This is a genomic window from Pseudacidovorax sp. DMC4, from assembly GCF_056314265.1.
The window spans coordinates 557,162-581,125 of the sequence record NZ_JBQUYR010000002.1 but is presented as its reverse complement, the minus strand read 5'-3'; the positions used below and the strand labels follow the sequence as shown (position 1 = coordinate 581,125).

The following is a 23,964-nucleotide window of genomic DNA, read 5'->3' as shown; positions in this document are numbered from 1 at the left end:
GCGGGCCCGTGCGCCGCCGTGCGTGAATGGACTACAGGGCCCGCTGCATCGTGATGTGCGCGATCCCCGCCTCCTCGAAGGGCTCGCCCACGGGCTCGTAGCCCAAGCGCGCATAGAAACGCTCGGCGCTGCGCTGGGCATGCAGCGCCACCGCCTTGTCGCCGCGGGCGCGGGCGGCGGCCTCGAGCGCGCGCAGCACCCGTTCGCCATGGCCCTGGCCGCGCAGCACGCGCTCGACGGCCATGCGGCCGATGCGCGCGACGCCCTGCGCATCCGCCGGCAGCAGCCGGCCGGTCGCGATCGCGTGGCCCAGGCGATTGCGCGCCAGGCCGTGGAGGCTGGTGGCGTCGTCGTCGTCCCATTCGAGCGCCTCGGGAATGCCCTGTTCCTGCACGAAGACCGCGCGGCGCAGCGCGCCGGCCGCCTCGCCGAGCGTGGCCCAGTCGCCGGTGAGCACCTCGGACATGGACTCGCCGGCCTCGTAGCCCTTCAGCACCGCCCGCAGCGCAGCCGGCACCGGCCTGGAGGTCTGCGTCGCCGGGTCGGCATACACATAGACCAGCTCGCAGCCGACCAGGTACTGGTCCTGGCGGAACAGCGCGCCCTCGAACACGAGGGACGAATTGCCGATGCGTACGCACTTCATGGCCACGTCGACCACGTCGTCCACCCGCGCCGAGGCGCGGTAGTCGACCGTGGCCTTGCGCACGTACAGGTCGCCGCCGAGCGCATGCATCGACGACTCGTAGGCCATGGCCAGCGCCCGCCAGTAGTCGGCGATGGCCGTGTCGAAGTACATCAGGTAGTGGGCGTTGAAGACGATCTTCTGCATGTCCACCTCGGCCCAGCGCACGCGCAGGCGGTGGAAGAAGCGGAAGTCGACGCGGCGGGGCAATGTCTCGGTGCTCATGGTCTTGGAATGGGAATGTCCGGCCGGGCCGGCATGGGATCAGGGCTGCAGCGCGGCCGCCAGGGCATGCGCGGCATCGGCATGGGCCTGCTGCGCCTCCGGGATGGCGCGGCCCATCTTGATGAACTCGTGGATGACGCCGCGGTAGATCTCGAGCGAGACCGGCACGCCCGCCAGCCGCAGCCGGTCGGCATAGGCCACGCCCTCGTCGACCACGGGGTCGTGCTCGGCCAGCCCGATCCAGGCCGGCGCGACGCCGTCCAGGTCTTCGGCCAGCAGCGGCGCGAAACGCCAGTCGTGGCGGTCCGCGGCGTCGATGTACTGGGCGAAGAACCAGTCCACCAGCGCCTTGGTAAGCACCGGCCCGTCGGCGAAGCGGCGGTACGAATCGGTGTCGGCCGACGGCCCGGCGCCCGGGTAGAAGAGCAGTTGCAGGGCCAGCGGCAGCCCCGCGTCACGGGCCAGGATGGCGCACACCGCGGCCAGTGTGCCGCCGGCGCTGTCGCCGCCCACGGCCAGGCGCGCGCCGTCCAGGCCCAGGGCCTCGGCGCCATGGCCGGCGATGTACTGGAAGGCGTCCCAGGCATCGTTCGCGGCGGTGGGAAAGCGGTGTTCCGGCGCCAGGCGGTAGTCGACCGACAGCACCGCGCAGCCCGAGCGCTGCGCCAGCACGCGGCACAGCGTGTCGTGGGTGGCGACGCTGCCGACCACGAAGCCGCCCCCATGGAAGTACAGCAGCACCGGCAGGCGCCCCGCGGAGGGCGCATACAGCCGTGCGGGCAGCAGCGTGCCGTCGCGTGCGGGGATGTGCAGGTCTTCGATGCGGGCCAGCTCGGGCCGGGGCACTTCGAGCACGGCCGCGCCCTTTTCGTAGGCCTGCTTGGCCTGGGCGGGTGTGAGGGCGTCGAGGGGCGGATGGCCGGCGCGGGCCATGCGCTCGACCACGCCCGCCATGCGGGGCGTGAGTCCGGCCATGGCCGAGGATTCAGGAGGCATGCGAAGCGGGGGAAAGGGTCAGCGGAACGGTGCGCCATCGTAGTGGACGGTCGCGCGCAGCCCCGGTCGCGGGGGCAACAGCGCGCAGCGATGGGGCCGAGGGCATGCAGGCTGTCTCCGGGTTGAATGGCCGCGGCGGGGCTTCGCCTTAGGATGCGGGCGAATCCTCAACGCGGAGACACCCGACGATGGCGCTCATCAACTACCTCACCCAGATCCAGTTCGAGTTCGGCGCGCTGCGCCTGCTGGCCGACGAATGCCGGCGCATCGGCATCGAAAGGCCGCTGGTCGTGACCGACGCCGGCGTGCGTGCCGCCGGCCTGCTGGACAGGACACTCGCCGCCCTGGGCGATCTGCAGGCCTCGGTCTTCGACCAGACGCCCTCCAACCCCACCGAGGCTGCCGTGCGTGCCGCCGTCGAGGTGTACCGCCAGGGCCGCTGCGACGGCCTGATCGCCGTGGGTGGCGGCTCGGCCATCGACTGTGCCAAAGGCGTGGCCATCGCCGCCACGCACGAGGGACCGCTCAAGACCTACGCCACCATCGAAGGCGGCTCGCCGAAGATCACCGAGCAGGTGGCGCCCCTGATCGCCGTGCCCACCACGGCGGGCACCGGCAGCGAGGTGGCGCGGGGCGCCATCATCATCGTGGACGACCACCGCAAGCTGGGCTTCCACAGCTGGCACCTGATGCCCAAGGCCGCCATCTGCGACCCCGAACTCACCCTCGGCCTGCCCGCCAGGCTGACGGCCGCCACCGGCATGGACGCCATCGCCCACTGCATGGAGACCTTCATGGCCGGCGCCTTCAATCCGCCGGCCGACGGCATCGCACTCGACGGCCTGGAGCGGGCCTGGAACCACATCGAGCGCGCCACCAAGGACGGCAGCGACCGCGAAGCCCGCCTGAACCTCATGAGCGCCTCGATGCAGGGCGCGATGGCCTTCCAGAAGGGCCTGGGCTGCGTGCACAGCCTGAGCCACAGCCTGGGCGGCGTGGACCCGCGCCTGCACCACGGCACCCTCAACGCCCTCTTCCTGCCCGCCGTGGTGCGCTTCAACGCGGGCGCCGAGTCGGTCCAGAAGGAACTGCGCCTGCAGCGCATGGCCCGCGCCATGCACCTCGACCAGCCGGGCGACATCGGCGAGGCCATCCGCGACATGAATGCCCGCCTCGGCCTGCCCAAGGGCCTGGCCGAGGTCGGCGTCACCGAGGCGATGTTCGACAAGGTCATCGACGGCGCCATGGCCGACCACTGCCACAAGACCAATCCGCGGCTGGCGACGCGCGAGGATTACCGGGAGATGCTGGCCATGTCGATGTGAGGCGCGGCACCGGCCGGGCAGGTCTCGCGCCCGGGCGATCGGCCGCGCGGCGCCCGGCTCCTTCTCGCAGGCGCAGGCGCCGGACGGGGCAGGCTCAGACGCCCAGTTGCTCGGCCCAGCCCAGGGCCTCGACATGCATGGCCAGCAGCCGGTCCACCGGCACGCGGTAGCGCTGCGAGACGATCTCCAGCAGCCCGGCGTCCGCGCTCTCGCAGGCCTTGGCCAGCTCCAGCAGGCCGGCGAACGGCCCGCTGCCCTGCACGATGGCCTCGCGCACCGCGTCGGGCAGCGGCATGAGCGCCAGGGCCTCGCGCAGCGGCGTGGACATCAGCACGTCGAGCATCGAGAACAGGCCGGTCATGAAGGCCTGGTCGGCATCGCCCGGCGACATCTCCTGCAACGCCAGCAACTCCATCAGGCGCCCGCGCACGACCGCCGTGGTGCCGGCCGCGGGTGCCACGCTGCCGGGCGCGCTGCCCGCCAGCAGCAGGGCCGACCAGCGCAGCAGCGGCTTCATGCCAACGGCCATCACGGCATGGCGGAAGGACTCGATCTTGTGGCCGAAGCCGATGCCGGCCGTGTTGAGGTGGCTCAGCAGCTTGTAGGCCAGCGTGGGCTCGTGCTTGAGCAGGGCCTCGATTTCGAAGACCTCGGCCTCGCGCGCCACCAGGTTCAGCAGCTTGATGAGCGAGGCATAGGACAGCTGCACGCTGCGGTCGGCGACGGTGGGCGGCTGCAGGTACCAGCGCCCCTCGAACAGGCGCACGCCGGCGGCGGCCAGTTGCTTGAACTGCACCGGCGTGCGCACATGCACCGCCAGCGGAATGGCCTGCGTGGTCTTCTGGATGGCCCGCGCCATCATCGAGGCCAGGTCCAGCGGCAGCACGCCCATCTCCAGGATGACGTAGGAGGCCAGCGGCACCGAGGCCTCGTATTCCTTGAGCAGCCGCACGTCGAAGGCGAGCTTGAAGCCGCGCGCACGGGCGGCCTGCAGCAGATCGGTGTCGAGGCCACGCTGCGTCCCACCGCCGGCGATCTGCAGCACGACATGCTCGGTGTCCAGGCCGTCGAGCGCACCCGCGGCGATGTCGTCGCAGCTGCAGGCGAGGAAGGTGGGGCTCTTGAGCGCCGGCATCGAGCCGTCATGCGGCTCCCGCAGGCTCGGGTCCATCAGCCGTTCGGAAGGCCGGCCGCGCAGCGGCACCGCCTGGTAGCCGCCCAGACGCCGGTGCGCATCGACGATCACGCGCCGGCCCAGCGAAGGCCTTGCACCGTCCTGCGCCAGGGCGCCGGTTTCGTCACCGGGCACGGGCAGCGAGGGCGATTGGGTGTTGAGCATGGCAAGCCTTCCATGGGACTGATCCCTTAGCGCGATATCGGCAGCGTCACCCCCGTCTTTAGCTTTTTCAAGAAAAATCTTCTTGATTTAACACAGTGCCGGACAAATTTCGGCATTTATTAAATCCAAAGGATTCAATTTCGCAGTAGTCCTCCACGACGCGGCGCGCCGCCCGCGCGGCATGAACTTACGCGGTGGGAAGGATCGAGTGGCCGCGGAGCAGGCCAGGCGCCGCCGGCCAGGAGCTACAGCGGCAGGAGCCGGGCCGGATCGGGCCGGCGCAGCCATTGCGCCCATTCATCGGCCAGCCGGCGCGCCTCGGCCACGGCGGTGCCCCAGGCCCGCATGCGCGCGGCCGGGTCCAGCTGGAGGTCGGTGAAATCGGTGCGGTCGGGCAGCTTGCCGCGCGGCAGGCTGCGCACCCAGTCCGGATCGGGCGCGATCAGCACCATGCGGTCGAGCGCGGGCGTGGACCGATGCCGCCACTTGAGGCCCTTGTCCAGCCAGCCCGGCACCACCGCCTGCTGGAAATGCGGATAGAGCACGAGGCCGTCGTCGGCCCGGTAGCGCAGGTGCAGGTGATAGTCGGTGATGCCGCCATCCCAGTAGGCACCCGGCGGCGCGCCCGGGATGTCGTGCACAGCCTTGAGCACGAAGGGGATGGAGCAGGAGGCCTGCAGCGCGGGATGGAAGTTGGCCGCGTCCAGCGGCACCCGCCGGGTGCGGAAGTCCTGGGCGTCGAAGGGCAGTTCGGCACCGCCGGCCGAGAACACGCAGCGCTCCAGCCAGGCGCCCAGTCCGCGCCGGTGCACGCCGTTGGCGACGAAGGCGCCCAGGTAGCCGGCCACCGTGCGCGCGCCGCCCTCGCGGCCCAGCAGATGGCGGCCGCGCGCGGTGACGACATGCAGCCGGTAGCGGGGATGGGCCAGCACCTCGGCGGCCCGCGGGCCGAAGAAGCCGCACAGGTCGGCATTGAAGCGCTCGCTGACCTGCTGCGCCGTCATGCGGCGCGCGCCCGCTGGCGGATCGAAACGCTGGGCGATGTAGTCGCGCTCGAAGCGGGCGAAGGCCTCGGCCGGGTCGTGGAGGCAGGCGGTGGCGAGGCGCCAGGCGCCAATGGAGGCGCCGACCAGGTCCACCGGCTGGCCGGACTGCGGCAGCCATTCGCCGAAGATGAAGCGGTCGAGCGGCCCGAGGATCAGCCCCTTGGGCCCGCCGGCCGCGCCGGGGATCACGCGGATGTGCTCGGGCGCGAGGCCGTGCTTCTCGATGTGGGCGCGGGCCGCGGGGCCGGCGTGGATGCGCAGGGCTTTCATGGAATCGGGAAAGGCGGCGGATGGTGCGGAAGGCCGGGGTTTGCGCCGCGGGGCAGGCGTGGACTGGCGGCGCAGCGAGCAATGGCGGGCATTCAGGCCCGTTCCGCCAGCGACCGCAGCGCCTGCGCGTGCTGGCCGCACAGCGCCCGGAAGCCGTCGCTGATGCGCACGTCGACCGCTGCAGCCTCCCAGAAGCCGAGGGCCGCGGTGCAGGCTTCGTGCCAGCCGGGCCGCTCCTCGGGCAGCGGCAGGGCGAATTCGGGGGTGCGCACCGGCAACTCGCCGCCAGCCAGCGGCGCCAGCCGCATGGGCAGCATGTCGTAGGCCGGCGCGAGCGTCAGGCGACCCTCGTGCGGCGCGAAGGCCAGGTTGCCGGTGTGCATGTCGCTGTTGGCGATGAGACGGCCGAACCACCAGAGCCGCTGCACCGCGGGCGCGACGCCCTCGGCGAGCAGGCCCAGGCCGTCCAGCGCGGCCGTCAACGCCGGCCATTGGCTGCCGCCGCGGCCCAGGAAGGCGGCGTCCAGTACGTCGAGCGCGCACAAGGCGCTGCGGCCGGCGTCGCCGTGCCGGTCGAAGCGCTCGACTTCCAGGAAGGTGCGCCCGCCGCCGGCCAGAATGCGGCTGCGTGCGGCCCGCAGGCCCGGCAGCGTGGCCGCCGCTTCGAGCGCCAGGTGCTCGCAGACCAGCAGGTCTGCCCAGCGGCGCACGGTGGTGGAATCGTCCGCGCCCGAGAACTTGACGATGACATGCGGCGTGGCCGCGCCCGCCAGCGCCCGCGCCGCCGTGAACTTGGGGAACTCGCCCGCCGCGCTGGAGCCCGCCACGCCCGCCGCCACGGCCTCGTCGGCACGCTGCAGGTAGTGCGCCACGTGCTCCGCCTCGGCCATGGGTGCCTGGGGCTGCGCCCGCTCGGCCAGCCATTGCTGGCAGGCGGCCTCGCCCACGATCAGGTTGCCGCTCAGGTCGCTGCCGGCCACGCTCATGACGAAGAGCGCGTCGTCGTCGCTCCAGCGGGTCACATCCTCGGGCACCTGCAGCCGGCGGTGGGACAGGCGCGCGAACTGCCGGCCCATGTAGCCTTGCGGCCGCATCTGGTGAAGGGGGTACGGCAGGCCGGGCCACCAGCCGTCGCGTGCCTCTTCAGGCACGGGCCAGCCGGCATCCGCCAGCAGAAGGTGGCTGCCCTCGGGCTGGGTGAGCGTGAGCGGGCCGACGGCCTGCAGCCGGCCCTCCCGGTCGACGGCAAACACGGGCAACTGCGAGGGGCCACCCCGCAGCCGGCGCGCGAGGGCATGCCGCGTGCGCCGGGCCCGCCCCGCGCTGATGACCTCGCCCGCCGGCAGACGGGCCATCTGCCGATGCAGGGTCGGGACGCTGACGCCGAGCGCCGCCGCCAGCTCGGGTGCCGCCTGCGCCGGCTGGAGCGCCAGCTGTTGCCGCAAGGCTTCCGGGCTGAGTTGAACGGGTCGCATGGTTATGAAACGATTTCTGAAATGATTTTATTCAGAAATTCCCTTTTCAATCAGCCACTTGGAAACCTTCAGGCCCGTTTTTCGAGAAGATTCCCAAAATGGTCAACGCTTGAGGCTTTGCAGCTTGGCAAACGCCGCGGCCATCTGCCCGCCGGCCTGCGGCGCGGAGTCGCGCCGAGGCCCCTGCCCCCGGCCAGCAGGCTCGAAGCGGTTGCCGTCCCGCGCGCCATCGCGACGGCCGCCCGTGGGCGCATCCAGCTTCATGGTCAGGCCGATGCGCTTGCGCACCACGTCCACTTCCATCACCTTCACGCGCACGATGTCGCCGGTCTTGACGACCTCGCGCGCGTCGTTGACGAACTTGTGCGAGAGCTGGCTGACGTGCACCAGGCCGTCCTGGTGGACGCCCAGGTCCACGAAGGCGCCGAACTGGGCCACATTGCTGACCGTGCCTTCGAGCACCATGCCTTCCTTGAGGTCGGCGATGTCCTCGACGCCCTCGTTGAAGCGGGCCACCTTGAAATCAGGGCGTGGGTCGCGGCCGGGCTTCTCCAGCTCGGACAGGATGTCCTTGACCGTGATGACGCCGAACTTCTCGTTGGCGAAGAGCTCCGGCCGCAGCGTCTTGAGCATGTCGGCCCGGCCCATCAGTTCGGCCACCGGCTTGCCGGTCTTCTCCATGATCTTCTGCACCAGCGGATAGGTTTCCGGGTGCACGCCGGTCATGTCCAGCGGATCGGCGCCGCCACGGATCCGCAGAAAGCCCGCGCTCTGCTCGAAGGCCTTGGGCCCGAAGCCGCTGACTTCCAGCAGTTGCCGGCGCGTGGAGAAGGCGCCGTTGGCCTCGCGCCAGCGCACCACCGCCTTGGCGACGCTGGGCGTCAGGCCCGACACGCGGCTGAGCAGCGGCACGCTGGCCGTGTTCAGGTCCACGCCCACGCCGTTCACGCAGTCCTCGACCACGGCGCTCAGCGTGCGGGCCAGCTCGCTCTGATTGACGTCATGCTGGTACTGGCCCACGCCGATGCTCTTGGGGTCGATCTTCACCAGCTCGGCCAGCGGGTCCTGCAGCCGGCGGGCGATGCTGGCGGCGCCGCGCAGGCTCACGTCCACGTCGGGCATCTCCTGGCTGGCGTATTCGCTGGCGCTGTAGACCGAGGCGCCGGCCTCGCTGACCACCACCTTCTCCACATGCGGCGCGGGCGCGCCGGCCTGCTCGCTCATCTTGCCCAGAAGCTTGATCAGGTCGGCCGCCAGCTTGTCCGTCTCGCGGCTGGCGGTGCCGTTGCCGATGGCGATCAGGTTGACGCCATGCTTGGCGCACAGCTTGCCCAGGGTGTGCAGCGAACCTTCCCAGTCCTTGCGCGGCTCGTGCGGGAAGACGGTGGCGGTGTCCACCAGCTTGCCGGTGGCGTCGACCACCGCCACCTTCACGCCGGTGCGGATGCCGGGGTCCAGACCCATCACCACGCGCGGGCCGGCCGGCGCGGCCAGCAGCAGGTCGCGCAGGTTGTCGGCGAAGACCTTGATGGCGACCTTCTCGGCCTCCTCCCGCAGGCGCGAGAACAGGTCGCGCTCGCTCGACAGGCTCAGCTTGACGCGCCAGGTCCAGGCCACGCACTTGCGGATCAGGTCGTCGGCCTTGCGGCCCTGGTGGCTCCAGCCCAGATGCAGGGCGATGCGGCCTTCGGCGATGCTGGGCTTGCCCGGCTCGGGCTCGACGGGCAGCACCAGCTTGGCGTCCAGCACCTCCAACTGCCGGCCGCGAAACACGGCCAGCGCCCGGTGCGAGGGCACGCGGCCGATGGGCTCGTCGTACTCGAAGTAGTCGCGAAACTTGGCGACCTCGGGGTCATTCTCGTTCTTGCCCCCCACCAGTGAGGACTTGAGCAGGCCCTCGGCCCACAGCCATTCGCGCAGCGACTGCACCAGCGCCGGGTCTTCGGCCCAGCGCTCGGAGAGGATGTCGCGCACGCCGTCGAGCACCGCCATGGTGGTCGAGAAATCGGGGCCCGGCTTGCCGTCGTCCAGCGTGGTCGGCGGCTTCAGGAAGGCCTGGGCCTCGGCCACCGGGTCCAGCGTGGGGTCGGCCAGCAGCTTGTCGGCCAGCGGCTCGATGCCGAATTCCCGGGCGATCTGCCCCTTGGTGCGGCGCTTCTGCTTGAAGGGCAGGTAGATGTCTTCCAGCTCCTGCTTGGTCGGCGCACTGGCGATGGCCAGGCGCAGGGCGTCGGTCAGCTTGCCCTGCTCGTCGATGGCCTTGAGCACCGCGCCGCGGCGGTCCTCCAGCTCGCGCAGGTAGGTCAGGCGCACTTCCAGTTCGCGCAGTTGCGCATCGTCCAGGCCGCCGGTGGCCTCCTTGCGGTAGCGGGCGATGAACGGCACCGTGGCGCCGCCGTCCAGCAGGTCGGTCGCAGCCTGGACCTGGTGCTCGCCCACCTTCAGCTCGGCGGCGATCTGGCGAATGATCTTCTGCATGCTTGCTTGGTTCTACCCAGGGAAAAAGGGCGGCAGTTTGCCATAGAGGGCCGGTATTTCTGGCAAGGCCGGGCTGCGCGGCCAACGGACCTGCCTACCATCGGCCGCGGCTGCAGCCCACGGCGCAGCCGATTTGTCATAAGGGAGGAATCATGTTCGACAAGAAGCACCACGGCGTGCGCGCAAGCACGCTCGTCCTGGCCGCCATCGCGGCCACCATAGCCGCCTGCGGAGGGGGAAACGATTCCCCGACCTTCGCGCCACTGGCCAACGCACCCGCGCCCGCACCAGCACCCGCAGACCCGCCTGCAGCGGATCAGGGCTCCGGGCCCTGCACCAACGAAGCGGACTACCGGGAAGGCACGACCGTCTCGTTCAAGGCCACGATCGCCGACACGCCGGGCAGCGCAGCTGGATTTCAGCGACGCAGCGTGACGGGGCCGCGCGAAAGTTTCGCCAATGCCAATCCGGTGGGCTTCGTATTGGCCGCCGATGTCCGCCAGAGCACCATGACCGGCGCCGATCCCAACGCGAGCATCACGCTCACGACGACGGATGTGCGCAAGGAGTACCGCGAACTGGCCGGCGGCAAGGTTCTCATCTACGGGGACAAGTCCGTCGCGGAAACCGTGTTCTCCAATGCGACGTCCGGGGCTGTTGGCGGCACGACGACCGCAACGACCCAACGCACCTTCGACCCACCCCTGGCCTACCCAGCCAACATGCAACCGGGCGAGGTGGCCAGCCAGCGCACGATCCGGACGACCACCCGGCTCACCACAGGCTTGCTGTCCGCTCCGGCCTCCACTTCCACGGACGAGGGAAGGTTCGACCTGACCTACCAGGGCCGCGAGCGCATCAGCACACCCCTGGGCACGTTCGACAGCTGCAAGTTCACGTACCAGTTGACAGCGGCCCAGTCCGGCGCATCCCTGCAGACGAGCCAGGACACTTGGGTCGCTGCCGAAGGGCCTTACCGCGGCCAACTGCTCCGCCAAAAGAAGAGCGGTGCCATCTGGGATGTGGTGACGCTGGACTATTCGCCAAGCTAAGCCCCTGCAGCGGCAGTCCTTGTCGCTGCTGATCGTTGAACCGGCCCGCGCACTGCGCGGGCCTTTTTACTGGAATCCAAAAAGCGCCGTTCGATCAGCCGAGCGCCGCCCACTATTGATAACGTACAATCGTTATCGTGTTCTCCCCGCTTCGTGACGCCATCTCAACCCGGGCCCCTTCGCCCACCAGCCTGCTGAGCCTCGGCGCAGGCGTGCGTCTGGCGCTGGCCGCGCTCCTCATGGCGGCGCTGGCACTGGCCGCCTGGTGGGCGATGCTGGAATGAGCGCGCTCCGCCCTTCCGCCGCGTCGAGCACGCAAACCGCGGCGTCGCCCGTGCAGGCGGTCCAGACCTGTCCCATCCGCCTTCAGGACCTGACGGTGGCGTACCGGGGCCATCCGGCGGTGCACCATGTGTCGGGCGATTTCACGGCCGGTGCGCTGACCGCCATCGTCGGCCCCAACGGCGCCGGCAAGACCACCTTGCTGAACGCCATCATGGGCCGGTTGCGGCCGAGCACCGGCCGGGTCGAGCTGGCCGCGCACTGCGCCGGCCGCATCGCGTGGCTGCCGCAGCAGGCCGAGATCGACCGCGCCTTTCCGCTGCAGGTCTTCGACCTGGTAGCCATGGGACTGTGGCGGCAGATCGGCAGCTTCGGCCGGCTGCGCGCCACGCACCGCGCGGCCATCGTCGCAGCGCTCCAGACCGTCGGCCTGGGCGGCTTCGAGCGGCGCAACATCGGCGAGCTTTCGGCAGGCCAGTTCCAGCGCGTGCTCTTCGCCCGCACGCTGCTGCAGGACGCGCCGGTCATCCTGCTCGACGAACCCTTCAACGCCGTGGACGCCCGCACCACCGACGACCTGCTCGCCGTGGTCCAGGGCTGGCGGGCCGAGGGCCGCACGGTCATCGCCGTGCTGCACGACATGGCCCAGGTCCGGGCGCATTTCGACGAGGCGCTGCTGCTGGCCCGGCGCTGCGTGGCCTGGGGGCCCGTGGGCGAGGTGCTGCAGCCCGCGCACCTGGCCTCGGCGCGGCACATGGCCCAGGCCTGGGACGAACAGGCGCCGGTGTGCGAAGGCGCGCCAGCGCTGCATCGGGTCAGGAGCGCCGCGCCATGACGCTGCATGAACTGCTGATACAGCCCTTCGTCGATTTCGGCTTCATGCGCCGGGCGCTGGTCGGCGCCTTGGCCCTGGCCCTGGGCAGCGCGCCCATGGGCACGCTGCTGGTGCTGCGGCGCATGAGCCTGATGGGCGATGCCACCGGCCATGCGCTGTTGCCCGGCGCGGCACTGGGCTTCCTGATCGCCGGTCCGTCGCTGGCGGCCATGAGCATCGGCAGCTTCCTGGCCGCCATCGGCGTGGCGCTGGGCGCGGGGGTGGTGGCGCGGGCCACCGCCCAGCGCGAGGACGCCAGCTTCGCCGCCTTCTACCTCATCGCCCTGGCGCTCGGCGTGATGCTGGTGTCGCTGCGGGGCACCAGCGTCGACCTGATGCACCTGCTCTTCGGCACCATCCTCGCGGTGGACGATCGCGCGCTGCTGCTGATCTGCGGCACGACCTGCGTCACGCTGGCGGTGCTGGCCCTGCTCTGGCGCCCGCTGATCGCCGAATGCGTGGACCCCGGCTTCCTGCGCAGCGTGGGCGGGCCGGGCCGCTGGGTCCACCTGGCCTTCCTGGTGCTCACCGTGGCCAACCTGGTGGCCGGCTTCCAGGCCATGGGCACGCTGATGGCCGTGGGACTCATGATGCTGCCGGCCACGGCCGCCCGCTTCTGGGTGGGCCAGGTCGGCGGCCTGATCGCGGTGGCGGCGCTGATCGCCGCCTTCTCCGGCTTCGCCGGCCTGCTTCTGTCGTACCACGCGCAGTGGCCGTCCGGCCCGGCCATCGTGCTGGTGGCCGGCGCCATCTACCTGCTGTCGCTGTTCGTGGGCAGCCGCGAGGGCCTGCTGTGGCAGCGGCTGCGGCGGCCGCACCGGCTGGCATGAGCATGCGCCCTGGCGCCGCAGCCATGCGATCCAGCACGACGGCCCCAACCGTCCGCCCTCAGCCCGTCGAAAGGCAGAACAACGCGTCGGCCTCACCGATGCGCGAACCGGGCGCCTCGTTCGCATTCCATTCACCCTCGCTTCGTCCCGAAACATGCCGTCCCTGCTGATCTCCCGCCGTCCCTTTCTGATCGGCCTGCTCGCCGTCGCTGCCGGCGCCAGCAGCGCTGTCCACGCCCAAGAAAAGCCCCTCCAGGTCGTGGCCAGCTTCTCGATCCTGGCCGACATGGTGCGTCAAGTCGGCGGCCCGGACGTGCAGGTCCAGGCGCTGGTCGGGCCGAATGCCGACGCGCATGTGTTCCAGCCCACGCCGGCCGACGCCCGCGCCCTGGCCGCCGCTGATCTGGTGGTGGTCAACGGCCTGGGCTTCGAAGGCTGGATCGACCGGCTGGTGAAGACCTCCGGCTACCGGGGCAGCGTGGTGGTCGCCAGCGCCGGCGTCACGCCGCGCAAGGCCGACGACGACGAGGCCGAACACGGCCACGACCATGGCCACGGCGAGGGCACCGATCCGCATGCCTGGCAGGACCTGCGCAATGCCGTTCGCTACGTCGCCAACATCCGCGACGCCCTGGCCCAGTTGCGGCCGGCCCATGCCGCCGCCATTGGCGAACGGGCGGCCGCCTACACCGCCAAGCTGCAGGCGCTGGACCGCGAGGTCCGTGCGCGCTTCGCCGCCATACCGGCCCAGCGCCGCCGCATCCTCACCTCGCACGACGCCTTCGGCTACTTCGGCGCGGCCTATGGCGTGACGCTGCTGTCGCCGCAGGGCATCAACACCGATGCCGAGCCCTCGGCCGCCGGCGTCGCCCAGCTGATCCGCCAGATCCGCAAGGGCCAGGTGAGCGCGGTGTTCATGGAGAACATCTCCAGCCCGCGCCTGGTGGAGCGCATCGCCCGCGAATCGGGCGTGGCCGTGGGCGGCAAGCTGTATTCGGACGCGCTGTCTGCGCCGGGCACCGAGGCCGCGAGCTATCTGCAGCTGTTCCGCTTCAATGCCGACGCCATCGCGACGGCGCTGACCGCCAGGGCACGGTGAAGGCGGTGCCGTCCTGCGCCGGGCCGGCCGACCGACTCGATAGACTGCCCGCCATGAGTGCCGCCCACCGCCATTCCCACGACCACGAGGACGACGCTCCCGCGTCCGACGAAGGCATGGCGCCGGAGGGCGCGATCGGCACGCGCGGCACCCGCCAGCGGGCCGCCATCCGGCGGGTGATCGACGAATCGCCCCGGCCGCTGCTGCCAGCCGAGATCCTGGCCGTGGCCCAGCAGGAGGTACCGGCGCTGGGCATGGCCACCATCTACCGCAACCTCAAGCTGCTGCTGGAAAGCGGCGCCATCCGCACCGTCGAACTGCCCGGCGCAGTGGCGCGCTACGAATCGGCACGGCATGCGCACCACCACCACTTCCAGTGCCGACGCTGCGACCGGGTCTTCGACATCCATGCCTGCCCCGGGGACCTGTCGGGCCTGGCACCGACGGGCTTTGCGGTCGAGGCGCATGAGCTGACGCTGTACGGCGTGTGCGCCGACTGCGGCGCCGCAACCCGCTGAGCCACCGTCGCCCGTGTGCGGCGTGATGGCGTCGCGCGGCGCGGTCAGCCCGCCCGGCCTGGAGACAGCGCCGATTCCCTCAACGCCTTCGACGCCATCAGGAAGGCGGCCGCATTCCAGCTCTGCCCGGCCATGCCCATGGGCGCCAGCGTCTTGCCGTGGAACCACTCGGTGAAGCGCCAGTCGTCGTGCGCGTTCGCCCGGGCCAGCTTCACCAGCTCGGCGTTCGCCTGGTCGTGCAGTCCGAGCTGCGCCAGCACCATCACCCAGAAGCCGCCGACGAAGGGCCAGATGCCGCCGTTGTGGTACTGGTGAAGGTAGTTCTGCTGGTGACGCCCCATGTAGGGCCGCCACAGCGGATGCTGCTGCGACAGCGGATGCAGCACCACCCGCACCGGCCAGGGCTCACTGGCCCGCGCCTCGCCGATGCGCTGAACGATGCTGGCCGCCATGTCCGCATCGGCCAGCCCACTCTGCACGGCGAGCACGTTGCCGAACACATCGCCCTCGTCGCCCACGAAGGACAGGTTGACGAAGCTGAGGTACATGCCCGGATCGCGCCGGCCCCGCCGCGCATAGTGGCGCAGCAGGCGGGCGCGGTGGTACTCGGGCAGGTCCTGCTGGAAGGGGTTGAAGAGGTGGTTGAAGTGGTGCTTCGTCTCGTCCGCATGGGCCAGGCCGAAGCGGCGCTTGACCTCGTACCACAGCGCATTGGTGTAGAGCACAAAGCCCGAGCGCGGCATGATGTCCGCCCAGTCGCTGGCCTCGTTCTGCTGCAGCAGACGGAAGTGCTGGTGCTCCTGCGCCAGCAGCCACTGGATGGCCAGCGCCTCGCCCGCGGCCCACCGGCCGCCCGGTACGCGGCCCAGGCCGCGCAGATGGTCGATGGCGATCAGCCACCACAGCGTCGCGTCGATGCAGCCCAGGTACCAGAAATCGGCGTCCTGGCCTTCGGGGTCAACGTACTTCGGGATCTGCCCGTTGGCCGCCTGCTGGTCGGCCAGGGCCTGGACGCTGGCGACGGCGCCTTCCTCCAGCGCCGGCACGCCGCTGCCGGCCATGGCCATGATGCAGATGGCCGCGTCGCGGCCGAAGATGCGGGTGTAGCGCCGCGCCACGGCCGCCTCGGTGCGGCTGGCCGCCAGGATGCCGTGCGGCGAAAGGTTGCGCACCAGCAGGTCGAGCGAGGCCTGCTCGCACTGGGCAATGAGGGCGCGGTCGTCGGGGCTCAGGTCCTTCATCGGCAAGGGGGCATGCAGGTTCAGTGCCCGCGCAGTTGCTGGAGCATCTGCTGGGTGGGATAGCCGTCGGCCGGCTGGCCGCTGCTGCGCTGCCAGGCGCGGATGGCGCCGCGGGTGGCAGGGCCGAGCAGGCCGTCCGGCGTGCCGGGGTCGAAGCCGCGTGCGGCCAGGGCCTGCTGCAGCGCCAGCATGTCGCTGCGGCCCAGCGGCGGCAGGTCGCGCGGCCATTCGGCGATGACGCCGGGCCCGCCTGCGATGCGCTGGGCCAGCAGGCCGACGCCGAGTGCGTAGCTGGTGGCGTTGTTGTAGCGCAGCAGCGCACGGAAGTTGGGGCCGACCAGGAAGGCGGGGCCGCGCGCGCCGGCTGGCAGCAGCAGGTACGCGTCACTTAGCTCGGGCAGCGAGCCGCCCGTCGCCGCACTGACGCCCTCGGCCGCCCATTGCGCCGAGGACTGCCGAACCGACGGGTCGGCCCGCGCCAGGTCGAAGCCGGCCGGCAGCCGCACCTCCGCGCCCCAGGTCTGGCCGCGCTGCCAGCCTTCGCGCATCAGGAAATTGCCGGTGGAGGCCATCACGTCGGCCATGCTGCCCCAGATGTCGCGCCGGCCATCGCCGTCGGCATCGACCGCGTAGGCCAGGAAGTTGGTCGGCAGGAACTGCGTCTGCCCCATGGCACCGGCCCAGGAGCCGATCATGTGGGCGGCGTCGATGTCGCCGTTCTGCACGATGCGCAGCGCGGCGATCAGCTGCTGGCGCGCCCAGTCGGCGCGCCGGCCGTCGAAGCCCAGCGTGGCCAGCGCGTCGATGGTGGCGATGTCGCCGTAGTTGCTGCCGAAGTTGCTTTCCATGCCCCAGACGGCCACCAGCACCTCCGCCGGCACGCCATAGCGGACTGCGGCGGCATCGGCGGCGGCTGCCGCTTCCTGCCGCTTGGCCTGGCCGCGCGTCACGCGCTGGGGCGAGACGGCACTGTCCAGGTAGTCCCACACGCTGCGGGTGAATTCGGGCTGGCTGCGGTCGCGCTCGACCACGGCCGGCAGGTAGTGCGCGCCGTCGAGCGCGGCACGGAGCGTCGATTCCTGGATGCCGGCTGCCAGCGCCTGCTGGCGGAACTGCGACAACCACGTAGCAAATGCCGGGCTTCGGTCATCGGCCTGGGCCGACGCAGTACGGCCCGGCGCGGGCGGGGCCACGGTGGCTTGCGACGTCGCCGCGCTCGCCCCGGGCGCCCGGGGCAGGCCGGGCGTCGTAGGCGCTGGCACGGTCGAGGGCGCCGACGCACAGCCGGCCAGGAGAAGGGCACCCACCAGCGCGCAGGTGCGGGGGGCATGGCGGTTCGAGAGGCGCAGGAGCATCCGGACCATTGTGCACAGCCGCCCGTTGCCCACCCCCTGCAAATCCAAAAGCCCGCAGTCTGCGTACAGACGGACACACCCGCTTTCGTCCCACCGCGACACGAACACCGCCATGCCCCGAGACAACACCGCCACCGCCATCCGCTGGGTCGAACAGGGCTATGTGCCCGACAGCGTGATCCGCCTCGGCATCCGCCGTCTGCTGCGCGAGCGCATCGAGGAGCTGCAATGCGGCAACGCCGAGGCCGTGGCCCGACAGACCCGCGACTTCCTCGCCAGCATGCGCACCGCCCCGCTCGCGCCCCTGCCCGAGAAGGCCAACGAGCAGCACTACGAAGTGCCGGCGGATTTCTTCGGCGGCGTGCTGGGCCCTCACCGCAAGTACAGCTGTTGCGAATGGGGCCCGGGCATCGAGGACCTGGACGCCGCCGAGGCAGCCGCCCTGGCCACCACCTGCGAGCGCGCCGGGCTGGTCAACGGCCAGCGCATCCTGGAACTGGGCTGTGGCTGGGGCTCGCTGTCGCTGTGGATGGCGGCGCGCTATCCGGCCAGCCCGATCACCGTGGTCTCCAACTCGCACTCGCAGCGCGCCTACATCGAGGCACAGGCCGAGCGGCGCCATCTGTGCAACCTGAAGGTCATCACCTGCGACGTCAACGCCTTCGACACCGACGAGCGCTTCGATCGCATCGTGTCGGTGGAGATGTTCGAGCATTTGCGCAACTGGCCGGCCGCCTTTGCCCGCGTGGCCAACTGGCTGTCGCCGGAAGGCCGCTTCTTCATGCATGTGTTCGTACACAAGGAGGCGCCCTACCCCTTCGTCGAACGCGACGCCAGCGACTGGATGACGCGCTACTTCTTTGCCGGCGGCATGATGCCCAGCGACGACCTCGCCATGCAGTGCCAGGACGACCTTCGGCTGGTCGATCGCTGGCGCTGGGACGGCCGGCACTACGCCCGCACTGCCCGCGCCTGGCTGGACAACATGGACGCCCACCGGCCCGAGTTGCTGCCCGTTATCGCATCCGCCTATGGCGCCAACGAGGCCGACCGCTGGTGGATGCGCTGGCGCCTGTTCTTCCTCTCGGTCGAGGAGCTGTTCGGCTGGGACGAAGGCCAGCGCTGGTGGGTAGGCCACTACCTGTTCCAGAAGCGCTGAGGATCGGACCATGCTCCACGCCGCGCTCCTGGGCCTTCTGGTTTCGCTGCCGATCGCGCTGGCCGGCTGGCTGGCCAGCCTGTGGAAGCGCGACGCCAGCCTGGCCGACCGCATCTGGCCCTGGCTGATCACGGTGCCGGCCCTGGCTTATTCGGCCGCCATGCCGGCCGCCGACCCCACCCGCCGCCTCGTGATGCTGGGCCTGGCACTGGCCTGGGCGCTGCGGCTGTGCGTCTACATCAGCTGGCGCAACTGGGGCCATGGCGAGGATCGCCGCTATGCCGAGATGCGCGAGCGCCATGGCCCGGCCTTCGCATGGAAGAGCCTGGTCATCGTGTTCGGCCTGCAGTGGGCGCTGGGCTGGATCATCTCGGCCCCCCTGCTGGCCGGCATGGCAGGCAGCCGCCCCTTTGGCGCGCTCGACCTGCTGGGCGCGGCGCTGGCGCTGTTCGGCATCGTGTTCGAGGCGGTGGCGGATGCGCAGATGGCCGGCTTCCGCGCGAAGCGTCGCGGCGGCCATGCCGTCATGGACCAGGGCCTGTGGCACTACACCCGCCATCCCAACTACTTCGGCGAGAGCTGCGTGTGGTGGGGCCTGGCGCTGATGACGCTGGAGGCCGGCGGCGCAGGCGCGCTCTGGTGCTTCGTCTCGCCGGTGCTGATCACCTTCCTGCTGCTGCGCGTATCGGGCGTGACGCTGCTCGAAAAGGACCTGAGCGCTCGGCGTCCGGCCTACCGCGACTACGTGGCGCGCACCAGCGCCTTCATTCCCTGGCCGCCCCGGCGGCGTGCGGCATGAACCCGGCGATGGCCGCAGCGGATCGCACCCGTCCCGCACGCAGCGGCGGCGGCGGCGGCGGCGCATCCTTGCCCAATCGCGCGGCGCTGGCAGGGCTGCTGGCCCTCGTCCTGCCCCTGGGCGCCTGGGCGCAGCAGGTCTGGTCCTTCGAAGCCTCCCTCGACGGCAAGCCCATCGGCCAGCATGTCTTCACGCTGGAGACGCAGGACGGCGGCGCCCGCAGCCTGCGCAGCGACGCCCGCTTCGACGTCAAGCTGCTGGGCATCACCGTCTACCGCTACCGCCATCAGGCGCAGGAGCGCTGGCAGGGCGACTGCCTGAAGTCCCTCACCGCCGACACCGACGACAACGGCGACAAGCTCGCCGTGCGGCTGGAGCCCGGCGACCCGCTGCTGGCCGGCTGCGCCATGAGCTTCGCCTACTGGAACCGCGCGATCCTGAAACAGCGCGAGCTGCTCAACGCCCAGACCGGCAAGCTGGAGGCAGTGCGCATCGAGCCGCTGCCAGCCGCCAGCATCGACGTGCGCGGCCAGCCGGTCGAAGCCCAGCGCTGGCGCATCGTGGCGCTCAAGCAGCGCATCGACCTCTGGTACGACGGCGGCGGCCGCTGGGTGGGCCTGGACGGCACACTCGAAGGCGGCAAGCTGCTCAGCTATCGCCTGCGCTGAGCGCGGCCCCCATTCATCCACCCTCCCCGCCGAACGACCATGGCCCTGCCCTTCTCGCACTACCTCACCGCCTACGGCATCGCCGCCGTCGTCTTCCTCGGCCTGGACGCGATCTGGCTGGGCACGATGGCGTCGCGCCTGTACCGGCCCTCCATCGGCCACCTGATGGCGGACGGCTTTTCGGTGGCGCCCGCCGTCATCTTCTACCTGCTCTACCTGGTGGGAATGATGATCTTCGCCATCGGCCCGGCACTGGAGGCACGCAAGCCCATGCAGGCGCTGGTGATGGGCGCGCTGCTGGGCCTCTTCTGCTATGCCACCTATGACCTCACCAACCAGGCCACGCTCAAGGATTGGCCCTGGCAGGTCACGGTCGCCGATCTGATCTGGGGCACCTTCGTGACCGGCGTGGCCTCGGCGCTGGCCACGCGGCTCACGCTCGCCTGGCGCGGCTGAGGATTCGCGCCCTGCGCTTCTTCTGCCACACCATCACGCCCGTGACGGTGATGACGACCACGGCGATGCCCAAAACGAAGACGAAGACCTGGTAGGGCCGCCCGAACACCTGCGCCATGTGCAGCGCGCCCATCCAGTTGCTGACCGTGTTGCCCGCGGGGCCGCCGGTGGGCAGCCAGCGGCCCATCGGCACGCCCGTGTCGGCGTCGATCAGGATCGCGGTGTTGCCGGCGTCGCTGCGCAGGTCCACCGTCGAATGCACGAGGTAGGCATAGACGCCGCGGCGCCGGTCGAGCTGGAGGCGGTCCTCCCGGTCGACGGTGAAGCCGACCTCGGCCGCCATGTCCTGCATGGCACGCCGTGCGGCGGCATGGGCTGCCGGCCAGTCCAGCCGCGGTGCCAGGACGGGCTTCGGCCGCACGGGGACGGTGCGCCACGAGTCGTCGAATGGAAACACGACGCCCATCACCGGCCGGAACACCGGCTCACGCAGGTTGAACATCACGCTCGACCAGGCGAACAGCAGCAGCACGGCCCACAGCCACAGCCCGCCGGCGCGGTGCAGGTCCAGCGTGGCGCGGTGAACACCTGCCCGCCACTTGACCAGCCATGCTGGCTTCCACTTTGGCAGGAAGGGCCTGCCCTTGGGAAAGGTCAGCCAGGCGCCGACGAAGCAGTCCAGCGTCCACAGCAGCGAGATCACGCCCAGCAGCAGCGTGCCCCAGATGCCCGGCAGCGCCAGGCTGTGATGCACCTTGTAGAGCAGCGGCACGGCCTGCTGCGCGGTGAAGGCGATGGCCTCGCGGGCGCGGCGGCCCTGGATGTCGCCGGTGTGCGGGTCCACGAACACCTCGTCATAGCCCAGCCGGTGGAAGCCACCGGCACCGTCGGGATTCGGCGCGACGGGAAAGCGCGCGGTCCGGCCTGGACGCAGGTCGAGCACCACGGCATCCACCCGGCCCTGGGGCGCCACCTGCTGCGCAACGCGGGCGCGCAGCGCAAAGGGGTCCAGCAGTGGCGCCGCGGCGGGCGAGCGGGCCACGAACAGCTCGGGCGCCAGCCATTCGTCCAGCTCGTCCCGGAAGGCCAGCACGCTGCCCGTGGCGGCGGCCACGACCAGGAAAGCCGCCATCAGCAGGCCGACATACCGGTGCAGCGCCACGACATGCGCACGCTCCAGGCGACGCACGCCGGTCACCAGCGGTAGGTGGCCCGCACGATGGCGTTGCGGCCGTCGCCGTAGAAGCAGGTGGTGGTCGCGTAGTAGCAGGACTGCACGTAGGTCTTGTCGAACAGGTTGCCCACGTTGAGCGTGATGCTCCAGGGCCCGCGGTCGTAGCCGATCAGCGCGTCGATCACCGTGTAGGCCGGCAACTCGGCCGGCGTGGGCGTGCTGCCCAGCACATAGCCGCTGGTGCCGATGACGCGGCGCACGCCCAGGCCCACCTTCACGCCGGGCAGGATGTCCTGCGGCAGGCGGTAGCTGGCCCACACCGACAGGTTGTGCCTGGGCACGCCGGGCGGCGCGGTGCCCTGGTCGCCGTTGTTGCTGCGGGTGATCTCGGCGTCGGTGTAGCTGTAGGCGCCCATCAGCTCGAAGGCGCGGCCGATGCGGGCCTTGGCCTCGAGCTCCAGGCCGCGGGACTTGATCTCGCCCGCCTGCACCGAATAGCCGGGATGGTCTGGGTCGGTGGTGAGCACGTTGGTGCGGCGCAGGTCGAAGACCGCCGCTGTCATCGACACCGGGCTGTCCGGCGACTCGTACTTGATGCCCGCCTCGTACTGTCGGCCGCGGGTGGGCTTGAAGGTGTTGTTGTTGTAGTCGAGCGCACCGGACTCTGGCTCGAAGGAGGTGGCGGCGCTCAGGTACGGCGCCCAGCCACTGTCCATGAGGTAGACCGCGCCGAGACGGCCCGTGGTGGCCGATACGTTGTCGCGGAGGTTGACCGGCGTGATCGGGCTGGTGGCCGAGCCGTTGGTCACCCGGCCGGTGATGTCGCTGCGCGCGCTGTCGTGCCGCACGCCGGCCATCAGCACCCACTGGCGGTCGATCTTGACCTGCTCCTGCAGGTAGACGCCGAGTTGGCTCGAATCGGTCTTGAGCACACGGCTCGGCTGGAAGTTCGGGACGATGGCCGAGCCGTACACCGGCGCATAGAGGTCGAGCGCCCCGACCGTGCCGCGGCGCTCGTTGCGCACCCAGGGCACGTCGGCATAGTCGATGCCCGCCAGCGTGGTGTGCTCGAACACGCCATGGCGCCATTTGGCCTCCACCTGCGTGTCGATGTTGAAGGACTTGTAGTCGTCGGCGCGGATGAAGGCGAAGCGGTTGAGGCGGCGCTGGTTGGCCGCCTGCAGGCCCGAGCCATAGGCCGAGTCCCAGGTCATGTCCGACTGGTACCAGCGGGCGTTCTGCCGCAGCGTCCAGGTGTCGTCGAACTGGTGCTCGAACAGGTAGCCCAGCGTCCAGGTGCGGGTGTTGTAGCGGTCGAAGCCGGGCTCGCCCGTGAAGGTGCTGCGCGACAACTGGCCGTTGCGGTTGGGCAGCAACGTGCCGGCGACCGGCAGGCCCCAGTTGTAGGCCGTGTCGGTGTTCTGGTAGCTGGCCAGCAGCGTGAGCGAGGTGCGGGCCGACGGACGCCAGGTGATGGCCGGCGCGACGTATTGCCGGTCGTTGGGGATGTAGCGGGTCTGCGTGTCGGCGTCGCGCGCCATGGCCGTCAGGCGGTAGGTCCATTCGCCCGCGTCGTCGAGCTTGCCGCCCAGGTCCAGGCCAAGCTGGCGGTGGTTGTGGCTGCCGGCCTGCAGGTCGACCTCGCGCAGCGTGTCGGCGGTCGGTCGCTTGGAGACCACGTTGACCAAGCCGCCAGGCGTGACCTGCCCGAAGAGCACCGAGCCCGGCCCGCGCAGCACGTCGATGCGCTCCAGGCCATAGGGCTCGACGGTCGAGGCATACATGGCCGGCGCCTGGCGCAACCCGTCGCGGAACACCGGCGTGTTGGACGACGTGGCCAGCCCCGCCGCGAAGCCGCGCACGTTGAACGAGTCGTCGGTGAGGTTGACGCCGCGCGTGCCGATCAGGCCGGGCGTGTAGCGCAGGGCGTCCTGCAGCGCGGGCGCAGCGCCCTGCTCGTCCATCTGGTCGCGCGTGACCACGCTGATGGCCTGGGCGACCTCGATGTTGGGGGTGTCGGTCTTGGTGGCGGTCGCGTTGCGCCGGGCCTGAGGACCGAAGGTCGAGCTGCCGCTCTGCGCCTGCGCGCTGACGGTCAGCGCAGGCAGCGAGGCAGAAGCCGCAGGCTGAAAGGTGCCGGCGCGCACGGCCGCGGGCGCCCTGCGCAGCGCGTAGCTGCCGTCGGCGGCGCGCAGCGCTTCCAGCCCGGTACCGGCCAACAGCGCATCGAAGCCCTGCTGCACGGTGTAGCGACCGGAGAGGCCACGGGTGCTCAGCCCGTCGGTGAGCGCGGCGTCGAAGGACAGCACGACGCCAGCCTGCGCTGCATGGAGCGACAGCGCACGGCCCAGCGGGCCGGCGGGAATGTCCCGCTGCATGACCACCGACGCGCCGGCGGGGCTCGCCTGCGCCCAGGCGACGGCGGTGCCCGCCAGCTGCAGGGCCAGGGCGGCCATGACGGCCTGGGCCGTCGGACGAAGCAGGGATCGAGAGGGCGCGCAAGAGCGCGGTCGGCGGTGGCGCTGGGCCATGGGCTTCTCCTGGAGATGATGTCGTTCATCTCCTTGCCAATCGAAACGCCGAAAGTGACAGGCCCCGCTCGAAAAAATCTTTCACAG

Annotated in this window: 21 protein-coding genes; 11 read left to right on the top strand and 10 right to left on the bottom strand. The window is 70.8% G+C overall.

From position 1 onward, the window contains the following. Positions 1 to 31: 31 nt before the first annotated feature. Positions 32 to 910, bottom strand: coding sequence for a YbgC/FadM family acyl-CoA thioesterase (locus ACT54X_RS06420; protein WP_476345607.1), 879 nt, complete (start codon positions 908 to 910; stop codon positions 32 to 34). A gap of 39 nt (positions 911 to 949) precedes the next feature. Then, positions 950 to 1,906 (bottom strand): alpha/beta hydrolase, encoded by a 957-nt coding sequence (locus ACT54X_RS06415; RefSeq protein ID WP_476345605.1) that lies wholly within the window; start codon positions 1,904 to 1,906, stop codon positions 950 to 952. Positions 1,907 to 2,094: 188 nt separating this feature from the next. Here ACT54X_RS06415 and ACT54X_RS06410 point away from each other — a divergent pair, with 188 nt between their 5' ends. Further along, entirely contained in the window at positions 2,095 to 3,231 is a 1,137-nt protein-coding gene (locus ACT54X_RS06410) for an iron-containing alcohol dehydrogenase (protein ID WP_294365508.1), read from the top strand. 94 nt (positions 3,232 to 3,325) lie between these two features. On the opposite strand, the gene ACT54X_RS06405 is transcribed toward ACT54X_RS06410, so the two are convergent. The 4 genes from ACT54X_RS06405 to ACT54X_RS06390 all read right to left on the bottom strand — a co-directional run bounded on the left by ACT54X_RS06405 (position 3,326) and on the right by ACT54X_RS06390 (position 9,839). Beyond that, a complete protein-coding gene (locus tag ACT54X_RS06405; RefSeq protein WP_294365507.1) occupies positions 3,326 to 4,570 on the bottom strand; it encodes an EAL and HDOD domain-containing protein in 1,245 nt (414 codons plus the stop codon). A gap of 245 nt (positions 4,571 to 4,815) precedes the next feature. After that, positions 4,816 to 5,886, bottom strand: coding sequence for a patatin-like phospholipase family protein (locus tag ACT54X_RS06400; protein ID WP_294365505.1), 1,071 nt, complete (start codon positions 5,884 to 5,886; stop codon positions 4,816 to 4,818). Between the two features lie 92 nt (positions 5,887 to 5,978). After that, a complete protein-coding gene (yjjJ, locus tag ACT54X_RS06395; RefSeq protein WP_294365503.1) occupies positions 5,979 to 7,361 on the bottom strand; it encodes a type II toxin-antitoxin system HipA family toxin YjjJ in 1,383 nt (460 codons plus the stop codon). A 102-nt stretch (positions 7,362 to 7,463) separates the two neighbouring features. Beyond that, a complete protein-coding gene (locus ACT54X_RS06390; RefSeq protein ID WP_294365501.1) occupies positions 7,464 to 9,839 on the bottom strand; it encodes a Tex family protein in 2,376 nt (791 codons plus the stop codon). A gap of 152 nt (positions 9,840 to 9,991) precedes the next feature. On the opposite strand from ACT54X_RS06390, the gene ACT54X_RS06385 reads away from it, so the two are divergent. The 6 genes from ACT54X_RS06385 (at position 9,992) to ACT54X_RS06360 (ending at position 14,494) form a co-directional block, all read left to right on the top strand. Next, the gene (locus ACT54X_RS06385; protein ID WP_476345602.1) at positions 9,992 to 10,891 is read left to right on the top strand and encodes a hypothetical protein; all 900 of its coding nucleotides are present in this window, start codon (positions 9,992 to 9,994) and stop codon (positions 10,889 to 10,891) included. 137 nt (positions 10,892 to 11,028) lie between these two features. Then, positions 11,029 to 11,175: a hypothetical protein gene (locus ACT54X_RS06380; protein WP_294365498.1), complete on the top strand. Its 147-nt coding sequence runs from the start codon at positions 11,029 to 11,031 to the stop codon at positions 11,173 to 11,175. Next, a complete protein-coding gene (locus tag ACT54X_RS06375; protein ID WP_294365497.1) occupies positions 11,172 to 12,008 on the top strand; it encodes a metal ABC transporter ATP-binding protein in 837 nt (278 codons plus the stop codon). Before ACT54X_RS06380 ends, ACT54X_RS06375 begins: the two co-directional genes overlap by 4 nt. After that, positions 12,005 to 12,877, top strand: a complete 873-nt coding sequence (locus tag ACT54X_RS06370; protein ID WP_294365496.1) for a metal ABC transporter permease — start codon at positions 12,005 to 12,007, stop codon at positions 12,875 to 12,877. The genes ACT54X_RS06375 and ACT54X_RS06370 overlap by 4 nt, the downstream gene beginning before the upstream one ends. Positions 12,878 to 13,031: 154 nt before the next feature. Further along, positions 13,032 to 13,976, top strand: coding sequence for a metal ABC transporter solute-binding protein, Zn/Mn family (locus tag ACT54X_RS06365; RefSeq protein WP_294365495.1), 945 nt, complete (start codon positions 13,032 to 13,034; stop codon positions 13,974 to 13,976). Positions 13,977 to 14,092: 116 nt separating this feature from the next. Continuing rightward, on the top strand, positions 14,093 to 14,494 hold the full coding sequence (locus ACT54X_RS06360) for a Fur family transcriptional regulator (RefSeq protein ID WP_294365950.1): 402 nt from the start codon (positions 14,093 to 14,095) through the stop codon (positions 14,492 to 14,494). A 44-nt stretch (positions 14,495 to 14,538) separates the two neighbouring features. On the opposite strand, the gene ACT54X_RS06355 is transcribed toward ACT54X_RS06360, so the two are convergent. After that, the gene (locus tag ACT54X_RS06355) at positions 14,539 to 15,735 is read right to left on the bottom strand and encodes an amylo-alpha-1,6-glucosidase (RefSeq protein WP_294365494.1); all 1,197 of its coding nucleotides are present in this window, start codon (positions 15,733 to 15,735) and stop codon (positions 14,539 to 14,541) included. Positions 15,736 to 15,755: 20 nt separating this feature from the next. Beyond that, positions 15,756 to 17,090, bottom strand: a complete 1,335-nt coding sequence (locus ACT54X_RS06350; RefSeq protein WP_294365492.1) for a lytic murein transglycosylase — start codon at positions 17,088 to 17,090, stop codon at positions 15,756 to 15,758. A gap of 112 nt (positions 17,091 to 17,202) precedes the next feature. On the opposite strand from ACT54X_RS06350, the gene ACT54X_RS06345 reads away from it, so the two are divergent. Genes ACT54X_RS06345 through ACT54X_RS06330 form a run of 4 tightly spaced genes read left to right on the top strand, consistent with a single transcriptional unit; the run spans position 17,203 to position 20,172 of the window. Further along, a complete protein-coding gene (locus ACT54X_RS06345; RefSeq protein ID WP_294365491.1) occupies positions 17,203 to 18,249 on the top strand; it encodes an SAM-dependent methyltransferase in 1,047 nt (348 codons plus the stop codon). Between the two features lie 10 nt (positions 18,250 to 18,259). Next, entirely contained in the window at positions 18,260 to 19,048 is a 789-nt protein-coding gene (locus tag ACT54X_RS06340) for a DUF1295 domain-containing protein (protein WP_294365489.1), read from the top strand. 8 nt (positions 19,049 to 19,056) lie between these two features. Beyond that, complete coding sequence (locus ACT54X_RS06335) at positions 19,057 to 19,716, top strand: DUF6134 family protein (protein WP_294365488.1); 660 nt, start codon at positions 19,057 to 19,059, stop codon at positions 19,714 to 19,716. 39 nt (positions 19,717 to 19,755) lie between these two features. Next, positions 19,756 to 20,172, top strand: coding sequence for a DUF2177 family protein (locus tag ACT54X_RS06330; RefSeq protein WP_294365486.1), 417 nt, complete (start codon positions 19,756 to 19,758; stop codon positions 20,170 to 20,172). Here ACT54X_RS06330 and ACT54X_RS06325 read toward each other — a convergent pair. Further along, complete coding sequence (locus ACT54X_RS06325) at positions 20,150 to 21,370, bottom strand: PepSY-associated TM helix domain-containing protein (RefSeq protein ID WP_294365484.1); 1,221 nt, start codon at positions 21,368 to 21,370, stop codon at positions 20,150 to 20,152. The genes ACT54X_RS06330 and ACT54X_RS06325 overlap by 23 nt on opposite strands. Then, entirely contained in the window at positions 21,367 to 23,802 is a 2,436-nt protein-coding gene (locus ACT54X_RS06320) for a TonB-dependent siderophore receptor (protein WP_294365483.1), read from the bottom strand. Before ACT54X_RS06320 ends, ACT54X_RS06325 begins: the two co-directional genes overlap by 4 nt. Positions 23,803 to 23,964: the final 162 nt, after the last annotated feature.